The sequence below is a fragment of the Pseudofrankia saprophytica genome (genome assembly GCF_000235425.2).
Classification (GTDB): Bacteria; Actinomycetota; Actinomycetes; order Frankiales; family Frankiaceae; genus Pseudofrankia; species Pseudofrankia saprophytica.
In genome coordinates this window covers 2,781,644-2,794,774 of record NZ_KI912266.1, presented here as the reverse complement: position 1 = coordinate 2,794,774, position 13,131 = coordinate 2,781,644, and the positions used below count along the sequence as shown (strand labels likewise).

Below are 13,131 nucleotides of genomic sequence, written 5' to 3'. Positions count from 1 at the left end.
CTAGGCGCCGGCGGAACGGGATCGGCCGGTGGCCGCCGGGGGATCGAGGAGGCGGCCGTCGTCGTTCCAGGCCCCGGCCTGCTTGACCGTGCGGAACACCGGCGAGGTCTCCAGGGTCTGCACGCCGTCGAGCGGGCCGACGCGGTGGGTGGTGAAGGCGTAAAGGTCGGCCAGGTCACGGCAGACGACCGCGGCCACGAGGTTGTGCGGGCCGGACAGGGCTGCGGCGAACGCGACCTCCGGCAGCTCGGCGAGCGCCTGCCCCGTCTTGTGCAGCCGCGCCGGGCTGACCCGCATGTACAGGTGGGCCTTCACGCCGTGGCCCAGGGCAGGCATGGCCAGGTCCATGTCGATGATCACCATGCCGCTCTGCAGGAGCGCGGCGAGCCGGCGGGTCACGCGGCCCTCGCTGATCCCCGCCGCGGCGGCCAGCTCGGCGTAGCTGGCGCGGCCGTCGCGGGCCAGCACATCGGCGATCGCGTCGTCGACCGGGTCCAGCGGCCGGGTCCCGCCCGTCTCGACGGTCGCCAGCGGGGTCGCGGCGGCGCGCAGCGCGGCGGTCTCGTCGGCGCTCAGGTGACCGGCGAGCCCGCCCCAGTCGTCGGAGTGCTGGCCGACGAAGGTGTGCAGCACGACGGAGGCCTCGACGTTCAGGACGTGGGTCGCTCGCGGCAGCCGGCGGGTCAGCAGGGTGTCGCGCGGCTCGGCCGACAGGGACCGCATGCAGAACGCCACCTCGGATCCCGCCGACGCCAGGACCACCCACACGATGTCGTCGCGCCGCGCGAGGGCCGCGGCCAGCGCCTCGGCGCCGTCGGGCCGGCAGTGCACCCGGATGTTCCACGGATGCTCGCCGGCCGTGGCCGGGTTGACGACGCCGAAGATCCGCAGGACGCCGTCCCGGCGCAGCGTCCCATAGCGCCGGGCGACCGTGCGTTCGGGCAGGCCGAGCACCGCGGCGATCCGCGCGAAGTGGGCCCGCGGCGCCAGCTGCAGGGCGCGGATGATCCGCAGGTCGTCCGGATCGGTCACCACGTTCCGGGCCCGCGAGGTGTCGGATTCCCGCAGTGCCGTCGCCATCACGGATGGAAATCTACACCGCGCCCCAGCAGCGGGGCCTCCGTTCGACGACCTTCGGCAGAGTGGGGCACCGGCGGCGCGGGACGTCCCGCCGTCGAGGTCGCCCAGGTTGCGAGGCGCGCCCGGTCGGAGATGGGTGAGGGTCGATGGAACGTAGATGGTGGACGCTGGTCGCGGTGCTGGCGGCGACGTTCATGCTGCTGCTCGACATCACGATCGTCGTGGTGGCGCTGCCCGACATCCAGCGGGAGCTGCACACCAGCTTCAGCGACGTGCAGTGGGTGGTCGACGCCTACGCCCTCACCCTCGCGGCGCTGCTGCTGACGTCCGGCTCGCTGGCCGACCGGTACGGCCGCCGGCGGCTGTTCCTCATCGGGCTGGGGATCTTCACCGCCGGCTCCGCGTTGTGCGCGGCCGCGCAGACGCCGATGATGCTCATCATCTCCCGCGCGCTGCAGGGCGTCGGCGGGGCGATCATGTTCGCCACCTCGCTCGCGCTGCTCGCCATGAACTTCCACGGCCGGGAGCGCGGCGTCGCGTTCGGCGCGTGGGGCGCGGTCGCCGGCGTCTCGACGGCGCTCGGCCCCATCCTCGGCGGCCTGATCACCAGCGGGGTCAGCTGGCGCGGCATCTTCTGGGTGAACCTGCCGATCGGGGTGGCCGCCATCGCGATCACCCTGCGGAAGGTGGCCGAGTCACGCGCCCCGCAGTCCCACCGGCCGGACTGGGCCGGGTTCGCGACGCTCACATCCGGGCTGGTCGCGCTCGTCTACGGGCTGATCCGGGCCAGCGAGGACGGCTGGGGCGACGGCGGGGTGATCGTCTGCTTCGTCCTGGCGGCGCTGCTCCTCGTCGCGTTCGTCGTCGCAGAGACACGGGTGGCGCACCCGATGTTCGACCTGTCGCTGCTGCGGATCCCGACGTTCCTCGGCGGCTCCGTCGCCGCGTTCGCGATGAACGGATCGCTGTACGCGATGCTGCTCTACCTGACGGTCTACCTGCAGAACGACCTGGGCTACTCCGCGCTGCAGGCCGGCGTGCGCCTACTGATCCTGTCCGCCACCGCGATGGTCGTCTCCACCATCGCCGGCCGGCTCTCGACGTTCGTGCCGGTCCGCTGGCTCATCGGCCCCGGCCTCGCCCTCGTCGGCGTCGGGCTGCTGCTGATGGCGGGCCTCACCGCCGACTCCAGCTGGACCCACCTGATCCCCGGCTTCGTCGTCGCCGGCGCCGGGTCCGGGCTGGTGAACCCGCCGCTGGCCTCCACCGCGGTCGGCGTCGTGCACCCGTTCCGCTCCGGCATGGCCTCGGGCGTCAACACCACGTTCCGCCAGGTCGGCATCGCGGTCGGCACCGCCGCCTACGGCTCGATCTTCACGGCCCGGCTCGCGCACGGCCTGGGCGACCGCCTCGCCGGCACCCCGGAGCTGGCCGGGCGCGAGAGCCAGATCGCCGACGCGGTGCACGGCGGTGCCGCGGGCCAGGCGATCGGCGCCGCGCCGGCCGCGGTCCGGGGCACCCTCACCGAGGCGATCCACGCCAGCTTCGCCGGCGCGCTGAACGACCTGTTCGTCACCGCCGGCATCCTCGGGCTCGTCGGCGGCGCGCTCGCCCTCGTCCTCATCCGCGGCAAGGACTTCGCCGCCGTCCCCCAGCAGGTCCCGCCGACGGGCGCCGCGCCCGACGCCCGCTTGGCCCAGGCCCCAGCCGCGGCGACGCCCGAGTCCGCCAGCCCCGCGGCGTAGCCCCACGCGCACGGTTGCATCCGGCGAAGCCCGGCGATCTTGACGGCAGATCGTCCGGCGCGGAGACCTCGCGGACGCCGGACGGGGCCCCCGACGGGGTCAGTCCGGCGACGGGAAGGCTCGATCGCGGGAAACCTCGCGGCCAAGATCGATGGGTCTGGCTGGATGCGATCGGGTCCGCGCGCACGCCGGCAGGTAAGTGCGCACTCATTTACTTCAAGGCTGGGCCGCGTTAGGTTTCGTCTCCATGACGAAGTTCGGTCTTCTCACCCCCGTTCTGTCTCTTGTGCCGGGAGCGCATGCCGACTGGGAGCGGGACGGCGGGATCGATGACGTGCGCAGGATCGCCGAGGCGGCGGACAGCCTCGGCTACGACTACCTCACCTGCAGCGAGCACGTCGCCATTCCCGCGGAGGGGGCGAGTATGCCCGGGCCCCGCTACTGGGACCCGCTCGCCACGTTCGGCTACCTGGCCGCCCACACCACGCGCATTCGGTTCACGACCTCGGTGCTGGTGCTCGGCTACCATCACCCGCTTGACATCGCGAAGCGGTACGGGACCCTCGATCGCATCTGCGGTGGGCGGCTCAACCTCGGTCTCGGCGTCGGCTATCTGGAACCCGAGTTCCGCCTGTTGGGTCTGCCGTTCGAAGGCCGCGGCGCCCGCGCCGACGACGCGATCCGAGCGCTGCGGGCCTCCTTCGGCCGGCGTCACCCGTCCTATGCCGGTCCCTGCTATCAGTTCGACGAGATGATTGTCGATCCTTTCGGCGTGCAGACCGACATCCCGATGTGGATCGGCGGACGCACGCCGCGCTCGCTGCGCCGCGCCGTGGCGCTGGGCGACGGCTGGTATCCCTTCGCCGTCTCACCCCGGACAGCGGCGGAGTGGCTGGCCACAGCGGCCAAGACGGATGACTGGCGGCGACGCGAGCGACCCCTCGACGTGATCCTCGGCCCGCCGCGCCCGATCGACCCCCTGGGAAAGCCGGACGAGGCGAGCGGCGCCGTGCACGCGCTGCTCGACGCCGGCGCCACCACGATCTCGCTCCGGTTCGTCCACCACTCGCTCGACCACTATCTGGAGCAACTCGAAGCGATGCACACGGTCATGGCCACGCTCTGACAGCCACCACCGACCCGAACACCTTGGAGCCCACGTGGACCCACAGCAACTCTCGGACCTCTACGAGATCCAGCGGCTGAAGGCGCGGTACTTCCGATTCATGGACCTACGGATTTGGGACGAGTTTCGCGATGTCTTCACCGACGACCTCGAGCTCTATATCGAGCACACGACGACGCCGCAGGCCACCGAGCCGACGATTAAAGGCGCCGACACGCTCGTGGCCTACCTGGCGGCCTCGGACCCACGCAAGGTCACGGTCCACCACGGACACATGCCCGACATCGAGTTCCTCGACGAGAACAACGCGACCGGAATCTGGGCCATGTTCGACTGGGTCGACGACCCGGGACGCGGTTTCGCGTCGCAGGGCTACGGACACTATCACGAGCGCTACGTTCGCTGCCCGGACGGCAAATGGCGCATCTCGTCGGTGCGGCTGACCCGAATCCGCTCCAATTCCGTCCCGCACCAGGAGTCCGATCTCGAAGCCACACTCGACAGCGAAACCCTGGCCGCCGTGTCGCCACAGCAATAACGGAGGATCATCCGGCGGGCGGGGCAGTCGCGTCGTCACCGGTCAGCGGGTGGTGGCGACCGTGGCGCCGGCGGACCTTACGACAATGCGGATGCGGTCGGCGCGGAAGAGGTCGTGCGAGTGCTCGAACGGCTCGCCCGCCGGGTCGTAGGTCGTGCGTTGCAGGGCGAGCAGCGCGGCCCCGACGGTGGTGCGCAGCAACGCGGCCTCCTCGTCGCCCGCGACGACCACCTCGATCTGTTCGACCGCCTCGCCCGGGCGGACGCCGTACTCGTCGGCGAACAGCTCGTAGAGGGAGCCGGACAGCGGCCGGTTGAACAACCCCGGGAAGCGGCGGGCGGGGAAGCAGGCGTTCTCCAGGGAGATCGGCCCGCCGTCGGCGAGGCGGATCCGCACGATCCGCGCGACCGGGTCGCCGGGGGTGAGCGCCAGCGCCGCCGCGACGGCCTCGTCGGCGGGCTCCAGGGCCGCGCTCACCACCTGCGAGCCGGCGGTGAAGCCCTGGGTACGCAACAGCTCGGGGACGCCGACGATGCGGGACAGGTCCCGTTCGACCTTGCGGGGCGCGACGAAGGTGCCGCCGCCCCGGCCGCGGACCCGCAGGATGACGCCCTCCCGCTCCAGCGCCGTCAGCGCCTGGCGCAGGGTCGCGCGGCTGACGCCGAGCGCGGCGGCGAGGTCGCGTTCGCCACCGATGCGCTCCCCGGGGCCGCGGGTCCCGTCGACGACCAGCTGGCGCAGCCGGCGCCGTACGTCGGCCGCGGTCGGACCGAGCGAACCGGACTGGTCGAGCTGGAGTGCCACCGCTCCAGTCTGGCCGACAGGGGCCGCGTCGCCCGAGGATGGGCTCAGATCTCTTCCAGGGCGGCGGGCGACTCGGGAAGGATCTGGCCGCCGTCGACCACGAGGGACTGACCGGTGATGTACGCGGCCTCGTCGGTGGCGAGGAACAGGGCCGCGTGGCCGATCTCGTCGACCTCGCCGAGGCGCCGCATCGGGATGGCTGCCTCCATCGAGCGCAGGTAGTCCTCGCCGAGGTCGGCCAGGCCCTCCGTGACGATGTTGCCGGGGAGGATCGCGTTGACGGTGATCTTGTGCGGGGCGAGCTCGATCGCGGCCGTCCGCATGAAGCCGAGCATGGCTGCCTTCGACGCGCCGTAGTGCGACCAGCCGGGATACCCGGTGTGCGGGCCGGTGATCGACGACGTGAGGAGCACCCGGCCGTGGCCGGACGCCTTCAGCGCCGGCAGGAACGCCTGGACGGTGAGGATCGCTCCCTTGACGTTCGTGCCGAGCATCTCGTCGATGTCGCCCTCGGTCATCGTCGCCAGCGGGGCGCTCGGGAAGATGCCGGCATTGGCGCAGACGACGTCGACGCTGCCGTGGCGCTCCAGCACCTCGGCGGCCAGCCGCGCGGTGTCGGCGGCCGACGCCACGTCCGCGGCGACGAACGAGACCGTGCCGCTGGCCGTCTTGGCGAGCTCGGCCGCCGCCGCCTCGGCGACGGTGGCGTCCCGGCCGGTGATGACGACGTTCGCGCCGGCCCCGGCGAACACCCGGGCGATGCCCTTCCCGATTCCCCGGGTGCCACCGGTGACGACGACCGTGCGTCCCTCGACGGGCGTGAACATCTAGGCGATCCCCTTGGGCAGCAGAGTTCCGGTGAGGTAGCGGTCGGCGAGGTCGAGGCTCGCGTGGGCGAACGCCGTGACGTCGTCGACGGCGTCGGCGTGCGGGTGGGTGCCCAGCCACGCGGTCAGCTGCAGCCGGCGCAGCAGGACGAACGTCGACACCATGGCCACGTCGTCGGCCGTCAGCGGGACGTGGCGGCGGTAGGCCGCGAGCCACGCGGCGACCAGGTCGGGCATCGCCGGATGGTGCTCGATGAACGACAGCGCCGCGGCGAGGTCAAACAGGTACCAGCTGAATCCGCAGTCGTCGAAGTCGATGACGGTGATCGCGTCGTCGGCGGTGACCATGAGGTTCGCCAGCCGCATGTCGGCATGGATCAGGCCGTACCTGTCCGGGCCGGCGCCGAACTGGTCGACCAGTCCCTCGACGGTCACGGCGGCTCGGGTCATCAGCTCACGCTCGGCCGCGGGCGCGCCGGCCCGGGACGGCCGGGCGTCGCCACCGCCGGCGAGCGCCCAGGCCAGGCCGCTGCGCCAGTCGCCCCAGCGGCCGTCCGGGCCGATGGTCGTCGGCAGGCTCCACTCGAACCGGGCGAAGCCCGGCGGCCGGCCCCAGCCGCGGGCATGCAGCTGCATCCGGCCTGCGATGTCGCCCAGGGTGGCGAAGGAAGCGACCAGTTCGGCGGTGTCGTCCGGCTCCGGCGGCCGGCCGTCGACCCAGGCGAACAGCACCGCCTGCCGGTCACCGACGCCCGGCGGGCGCACCGTGGTGAGCACCTCGCCGGCCCGGTTCGGGATCACCGGCGGGGTCCGCACGACGCCGTCGGCACGCAGCGCCGCGACCCAGGCCAGCTCGCCGTGGATCTCGGCCGGCCCGTGGTAGCCGGGGCGGTGCAGCCGAAGCGCGAACCGCCGCCCGCTCGCCGGGTCGTCGACCCGGTAGGTGGCGTTCTCCGACAGGTTCAGCAGCGACACCTCCGGGCGCGCGCCGAGGTCGTAGGCGGCCAGCACCTCCGGCAGCAGCGCCTCCAGCGCCTCCAGCTCGCCGGTGACGGAGACGTCCGCCGCGGTGTCCCCGGCGGCCGCCGGATCGGTCATCGTCATCTACTCGGTCACCTGCTCACGGTGGCCTGGTCGGGTGCCAGGTCCACTCCGGACAGCGCGTCCTGGTGCGCCAGCCGGACCGCCGTGGCCGTGCGTTCGAGCAGGTCGGCCGCCAGCTCGTCGGACAGCAGCAGGCCCGGCTTGAACTGCAGCACCCGCGGGTCGAGGGCGGAGAATATCGCCCAGACGCCGTGCTCGTAGAGACGGCGGGAGACGAACCGGGCACCCTGCGGGTGGTCGAAGCGCAGACCGATGACCAGGCCGTCCTGGCGGATCTCGACCAGCCAGTCCGGGTTGTCCGCGGCGATGCCGGTGAGGCCCTCGGTGAACGTCTTGATCAGCGTGTCGACCCGGTCCCGCGTCGCCGGCCGCTGGGTGATCTCCAGGGTGCGCAGGGCGACCACGCAGCCCAGGTCCGAGCCGCCGAACGTGGAGATGTGCGCGAAGCCGTCCTCCTCCAGCCAGCCGGCGGCGGCCGGGCCGAGGATCGTCGCCGCCACCGGGTAGATCCCGCCTGAGAGGCCCTTGCCGGTCACCAGGATGTCGGGCGTGACGCCGTGCTTGGTGATGCCCCACAGCTCGCCGGTGCGGCCGAGGCCCGTCTGCACCTCGTCCGCGACGTAGAGCGTGCCGGCGTCGGCGCACAGCTTGGCGACGGCGGCGAGGTAGCCGGGCTCGGGCATGACGAAACCGGAGGTAGCCGGAATCGTCTCCAGCAGCACCGCGGCGACGTCGCCCCCGGCCAGCGCGGCCGCCATCGCGTCGAGATCGTTGAACGGGACCCGGATGACCTCATCGGGGCGGCCGGCGAGGAAGCGCTCGGCGTAGCGGTCGTCGCCGGTGGCGACGGCGAGGCCGGTGTGGCCGTGGAACGCGCCGATCGCGGACACGATCTTGCGGCGGCCGGTCGCGTAGCGGGCGGACTTCAGCGCGATGTCGACCGCCTCGCCGCCGCCGCTGCCGAACGTGACCTTGCCGTCCGGGATCGGCCCGGAGGTGACCAGCGCCTCGGACAGCGCCGCACGGCCGAGCGCGGCGAAGTGGTGGTTGCCGATGTCGAGGTGCGCGAGCGCGGCGACGAGCGTCGCGACGACCTCGGGGTTGCGATGGCCGAGGTTGTAGGTGCCGCCGTTGAGGTGGACGTCGACGAGGGTGTTGCCGTCGAGGTCGTGCAGCAGGTAGCCCGCGCGCTCGCCGATCACGAGCGGGGTGCCGGCGTCGGTCCAGAACCTCGTCTTGCTCGGGTTCCAGTAGCGCTCGCTCGCGGCGAGCACATCCACCTTCGGGGTGGCCAGCAGCCGGTCGACGAGATCGTCACGGGCCGCGCCAGGGGCGGTCGCGGCGGCCCCGCTGACGGGACCGCCGAGGGGGTTGCTGGCGGGATCACTGGGGTCCGCGGCGGTGCCCGCGGCGCTGTCACGGTTGCCCACGGGTCGACCGTAGCGTGGCCCCGGGCCAGTGGTCTGGTAAAGGTACGTACCGTTTACGTTTCCGCCACGTTGTGGCCTGTTTCGGCGTGTGAAAAGGTCTGGCCCCGCCTTGTGGCGCCCCCTGTTCAGGGGCCACGATCGCCCCGATACGCGCCAGCCGCCGCAGCGGCCGCGCACAGCGGGAGGTAGCCACAAGGTGAGCGTGCAGAGTGAGGCCGCGGCTCCAGTAGCCGCCGCCGGCACCAGCGGCGTGCAGCGGCTCAGGCCGGGCACGGTCGGTCTCTTCGGGGTCCTGTTCATGGTGACGGCCAACGCCGCACCGATCACCGCGATGACCGGCAACCTGCCGATCGCCGTCGGTTACGGCGACGGCATCCACGGCCCGGCGGCGTTCCTGGTCGCCACCATCATTCTGACGATCTTCTCCGTCGGGTACGTCGCGATGACGAAACACATCACCGCGACGGGCGCGTTCTACGGCTTCATCTCCCAGGGCCTCGGCCAGGCCGCCGGCATGGCCTCCGGCTTCCTCGCGACGATGTGCTACATCGTCTTCGAGGGCTCGCTGATCGGCATCCTCTCGTCGTTCGCGAAGACGACGATGGAGACGGTGTTCAGCGCGCCGTCGGTCTCCTGGGTCTGGTACGCACTGGTCAGCATCGCGGTCATCGCGGTGCTCGGCTACTTCAACATCGCGATCTCCGGCAAGATCCTGGGCGTCTTCCTCGTCACCGAGGTCATCCTGCTGCTGGTCATGTCGTTCGGCGTGCTCTTCACCGGTGGCGGCCCCGACGGCCTGCTCCCCGACGCCATCAACCCGGTCGGCGCGTTCAAGTCGGTGCCCGCCAGCTCCGACGGCGCCATCGTCGGCGTCGCCGGCCTCGGCATCTTCTTCGCCCTGTGGTCCTGGGTCGGCTTCGAGACGACCGCGGTCTACGGCGAGGAGTCGAGGGACCCGAAGAAGATCGTCCCCCGGGCGACGATGATCGCCGTCATCGGCCTCGGCGTCTTCTACACGTTCGTCTCCTGGATGGCGGTCGCGTACTCCGGCAAGACCGGCGCCGTCGACGTCTCCCGCACGGACGCGTTCTCGCTGTTCTACACGCCCACCGGCGACCTGCTCGGTTCGTTCTTCGTCGACCTCTACAAGGTCATGACGGTGACCGGCTCGTTCGCCTGCGCGCTGGCGTTCCACAACGCCGCCTCGCGCTACCTGTACGCGATCGGCCGGGAGGGCCTGTCGAGCGGGCTGACGAAGTCGCTCGGCGCGTCCCACAAGAAGCACGGCTCGCCGCACGTCTCCTCGGTCGTCCAGACCGCGATCACCCTCGTCATCGTGCTGCTGTTCTACTTCCTGCAGAAGCCGACCGACACGGTCTCGGACGTCCCGTACGTGTACCTGTACGGCCTGATGGCGATTCTCGGCACGATGGCGCTGCTGTTCGTGCAGTCCATCTCGTCGATCGCCGTCATCGGCTACTTCCACGTCCGCAAGATGCACCCGGAGACGGCCTCCTGGTGGCGGACGCTGGTCGCGCCGATCCTCGGCGCCGCCCTGCAGATCTACGTCATCATCCTGCTGTTCCAGAACCTCGACTTCGCCGCCGGCGCCGCCTCCGACAGCCCGGTGTTCAAGGCATCGCCGTATATCGCGCTCGGCGTGTTCGTGATCGGTCTCGCGGTGGCGCTCGGGATCCGGTTCCGGAACCCGGAGAAGTACGCGACGATCGGGCGGATGGTCATGGAGGAAAGCCACGAGCGGGAGCCCGAGGGCGCCCTGCCACCGGCCGGCGCCATCCCCGCCCAGCCCGCCGGCGAGGCAGCCGTCTAGCCAGGTCCATCCCGGGCGCAGGGTCCCGACACGCGGTTCCGGCTCGGCCGGCGCCCGCCACGATCTCGTTGGGGGCGCCAGCCGAGCCGGGCCGCGTCGGACTACTGCCGACATCCCGCTCCCAGGACGAAGCGGAACGACGAGGCGAGACAGTGCCGCGACGGCAGGGCGTGGCGGCAAGAAAGGTGGGCGGCCGATGACGTTCCGGGCGACGGTACGGGGCACCAGCTACGTCTTCCCCGACCTCGCGGCGCTGCTCGCGAGCGCGAACGAGGAGAAGTCCGGCGACCAGCTCGCCGGGATCGCCGCTGGCTCCGCCACCGAGCGGGTCGCGGCGAAGCTCGCGCTCGCCGACGTGCGCCTGGGCGACATTCTCGCCACCCCGCTGCTCGACGACGCCGTCACCGAGCTCATCCTGCGCGAGCACGATGTCGCGGCGTTCGCCGACGCGGGGCTCGCGAGCCGCACCGTCGGGGAGTTCCGCGAGCTGGTCCTCTCCCCCGGCTTCGCCGACGCGTGGTCGGCCGGCGGGTTCGCGAGCGCCATCACCCCGGAGATGGCGGCGGCCGTCGCGAAACTCATGAGCGACAAGGACCTCATCGTCGGCGCGAAGCCGCTGCGCACCGTCACCCGCTGCCGCAACACCATGGGCGAGGCGGGCGTGCTGGGCGTGCGCGTCCAGCCGAACCATCCGACCGACGACGTCGAGGGCATTCTTCTTTCCGCGCTCGACGGCATTCTCTACGGCTGCGGCGACGCCGTCCTCGGCGTCAATCCGGTGAACGAGTCCGTCGCCAGTGTCGGCGCGGTGCTGCACGGCCTGCAGAGCCTGATCCGCCGGCTCTCGCTGCCCACGCAGACCTGCGTGCTCGCCCACATCACCACCCAGCTCGCGGCGCTCGCCACCGGCGCGCCCGTCGACCTGCTGTTCCAGTCGATCGCCGGGACGGAGGCGGCGAACCGCTCGTTCGGGATCAGCCTGGAGATGCTCGCCGAGGGCCGGGAGGCGGTGCTCGCGCACCACCGCGACCGGTCCGGCGAGTTCGTCGGCGACAACGTCATGTACTTCGAGACCGGACAGGGCAGCGCCCTTTCCGCCGACGCGCACGGCGGCCTCGACCAGCTCACCGTGGAGGCCCGGGCGCACGGCGTCGCCCGCGCCTACCAGCCTTTCCTGGTGAACTCCGTCGTCGGGTTCATCGGGCCGGAGTACCTCGCCGACGCCCGCCAGATCACTCGCGCCGGCCTGGAGGACCATTTCATCGGAAAGCTGCTCGGCCTGCCGATGGGCATCGACGTCTGCTACACCAACCACGTCGACGCCGACCAGAACACCAACGACGACCTGCTCGTCCTGCTGGTCGCCGCCGGCTGCAACTTCGTGATGGGCGTTCCGGGCGCGGACGACGTGATGCTCTCCTACCAGTCGACGAGCTACCACGACGCGGCCGGCATGCGTGACCTTTTCGGCCTGTCCGCGACGCCGGAGTACACCGCCTGGCTGCACGACCGCGGCCTGGTTCGGGGTGGCCGCCTCGCCGATCCCGACCCGGACGTCGCCGCCGCGCTGCTCGCCGGCCTCGACAAGGCCGTCCTCGACGTCCCCGCCCCCACCCGCGCGCTGACCAGCGGCCGGTGACCACGATGCCCGAACCGATAGCCGTACCCGAACCCATGGCCGTACCCGAGCCCACGGCCATGCCCGAGCCCACGGCCGGAGCCGGCCCGACGACCTCGGCTTCCGCCTCCGCCTCCGCCGGCGGTGGTTCCGCGGAACCACCCATCCCGCCCACGGTCACCGGCCGCCCGAACCCCGGCCCGGCCGCCTTCGAGAGCCGGGTGCGGGCGGTGACCCCGGCCAGGCTGTTCCTCGGCCGTTCGGGCACGTCGCTGCGTACCGCCGACCAGCTCGCGCTGCGCGCCGACCACGCCGCCGCCCAGGACGCCGTCCACGCCGCGCTCGACCTGGAGACCGGCCCGCTCGCCTCGCTGGTCGGCCGGTTCGGCCTGTTCGCCGTCGGCTCGGCCGCGCCCGACCGGGCGACCTACCTGCGCCGGCCCGACCTCGGCCGGCGGCTGTCCCCCGAGGGCCGCGCCCAGGTCGCCCGCCGGTGCCCGCCCGGCGCCGACCTGCAGGTCGTCATCGGCGACGGCCTGTCCGTCGCGGCCGTGGACGCCCAGGTCCCCGCCCTGCTACCGGCCCTGCTCGACGCTGCCCGCGAGGCCGAATGGAGCGTGGGTCAGGTCTTCGCCGTCCGCAACGCCCGCGTCGGCCTGCTCAACGAGATCGGCGAGCTTCTGGACCCGGCCGTGGTCGTGCTCCTCATCGGCGAACGCCCCGGCCTGGTCACCGCCGAGAGCCTGAGCGCCTACCTGGCCTGGCGCCCGCGCGCGAGCCACACCGACGCCGACCGCAACCTGATCTCCAACATCCACACCCGCGGCGTCGGCATTCCTCAGGCCGTCACCCGGATCCTCGCCCTGGCCACGGCGATGCGCGCCACAGGTACCTCAGGCGTCCTCGTCAAGGAAGACCCCAGCACCCCGGCTGCCCTCCCCACGGGACCACGTTGAATAGCTCATGACGTCTTCGATGCTGGTCGCGTTCAATGCCCGACGCAGCCACGCGGCAAGCTCATAGAGATC

General features: G+C 72.0%; 11 protein-coding genes. 6 read left to right on the top strand and 5 right to left on the bottom strand.

Annotated features, from left to right (window positions below; translation table 11 throughout):
- The gene (locus FRCN3DRAFT_RS0211585; RefSeq protein WP_007515470.1) at nucleotides 1–1,080 is read right to left on the bottom strand and encodes an Lrp/AsnC family transcriptional regulator; all 1,080 of its coding nucleotides are present in this window, start codon (nucleotides 1,078–1,080) and stop codon (nucleotides 1–3) included.
- 146 nt (nucleotides 1,081–1,226) lie between these two features.
- Between FRCN3DRAFT_RS0211585 and FRCN3DRAFT_RS44020 the strand changes: the two genes are divergently transcribed.
- The 3 genes from FRCN3DRAFT_RS44020 to FRCN3DRAFT_RS44015 all read left to right on the top strand — a co-directional run bounded on the left by FRCN3DRAFT_RS44020 (nucleotide 1,227) and on the right by FRCN3DRAFT_RS44015 (nucleotide 4,489).
- Nucleotides 1,227–2,825 (top strand): MFS transporter, encoded by a 1,599-nt coding sequence (locus FRCN3DRAFT_RS44020; RefSeq protein ID WP_007515471.1) that lies wholly within the window; start codon nucleotides 1,227–1,229, stop codon nucleotides 2,823–2,825.
- Nucleotides 2,826–3,072: 247 nt separating this feature from the next.
- Nucleotides 3,073–3,951 carry an LLM class F420-dependent oxidoreductase gene (locus FRCN3DRAFT_RS0211575; protein WP_007515472.1) on the top strand — a complete coding sequence of 293 codons (879 nt, stop codon included), beginning with the start codon at nucleotides 3,073–3,075 and terminating at the stop codon, nucleotides 3,949–3,951.
- A gap of 34 nt (nucleotides 3,952–3,985) precedes the next feature.
- Nucleotides 3,986–4,489 (top strand): nuclear transport factor 2 family protein, encoded by a 504-nt coding sequence (locus FRCN3DRAFT_RS44015; protein ID WP_007515473.1) that lies wholly within the window; start codon nucleotides 3,986–3,988, stop codon nucleotides 4,487–4,489.
- A 42-nt stretch (nucleotides 4,490–4,531) separates the two neighbouring features.
- On the opposite strand, the gene FRCN3DRAFT_RS0211565 is transcribed toward FRCN3DRAFT_RS44015, so the two are convergent.
- The 4 genes from FRCN3DRAFT_RS0211565 to FRCN3DRAFT_RS0211550 are packed head-to-tail and all read right to left on the bottom strand — an operon-like array spanning nucleotide 4,532 to nucleotide 8,654.
- Nucleotides 4,532–5,293 (bottom strand): GntR family transcriptional regulator, encoded by a 762-nt coding sequence (locus FRCN3DRAFT_RS0211565; RefSeq protein ID WP_007515474.1) that lies wholly within the window; start codon nucleotides 5,291–5,293, stop codon nucleotides 4,532–4,534.
- Nucleotides 5,294–5,337: 44 nt separating this feature from the next.
- Complete coding sequence (gene fabG, locus FRCN3DRAFT_RS0211560) at nucleotides 5,338–6,120, bottom strand: 3-oxoacyl-ACP reductase FabG (RefSeq protein WP_007515475.1); 783 nt, start codon at nucleotides 6,118–6,120, stop codon at nucleotides 5,338–5,340.
- Nucleotides 6,121–7,218, bottom strand: coding sequence for a phosphotransferase enzyme family protein (locus tag FRCN3DRAFT_RS0211555; RefSeq protein WP_007515476.1), 1,098 nt, complete (start codon nucleotides 7,216–7,218; stop codon nucleotides 6,121–6,123). It abuts the gene before it with no gap.
- Between the two features lie 14 nt (nucleotides 7,219–7,232).
- Nucleotides 7,233–8,654: a class-III pyridoxal-phosphate-dependent aminotransferase gene (locus FRCN3DRAFT_RS0211550; protein WP_007515477.1), complete on the bottom strand. Its 1,422-nt coding sequence runs from the start codon at nucleotides 8,652–8,654 to the stop codon at nucleotides 7,233–7,235.
- Between the two features lie 196 nt (nucleotides 8,655–8,850).
- On the opposite strand from FRCN3DRAFT_RS0211550, the gene FRCN3DRAFT_RS0211545 reads away from it, so the two are divergent.
- The 3 genes from FRCN3DRAFT_RS0211545 (at nucleotide 8,851) to eutC (ending at nucleotide 13,059) form a co-directional block, all read left to right on the top strand.
- Nucleotides 8,851–10,485, top strand: coding sequence for an APC family permease (locus tag FRCN3DRAFT_RS0211545; RefSeq protein WP_007515478.1), 1,635 nt, complete (start codon nucleotides 8,851–8,853; stop codon nucleotides 10,483–10,485).
- Between the two features lie 196 nt (nucleotides 10,486–10,681).
- Nucleotides 10,682–12,124: an ethanolamine ammonia-lyase subunit EutB gene (gene eutB / locus FRCN3DRAFT_RS0211540; protein WP_007515479.1), complete on the top strand. Its 1,443-nt coding sequence runs from the start codon at nucleotides 10,682–10,684 to the stop codon at nucleotides 12,122–12,124.
- A gap of 59 nt (nucleotides 12,125–12,183) precedes the next feature.
- Nucleotides 12,184–13,059 carry an ethanolamine ammonia-lyase subunit EutC gene (gene eutC / locus FRCN3DRAFT_RS44010; RefSeq protein ID WP_083401769.1) on the top strand — a complete coding sequence of 292 codons (876 nt, stop codon included), beginning with the start codon at nucleotides 12,184–12,186 and terminating at the stop codon, nucleotides 13,057–13,059.
- Nucleotides 13,060–13,131: the final 72 nt, after the last annotated feature.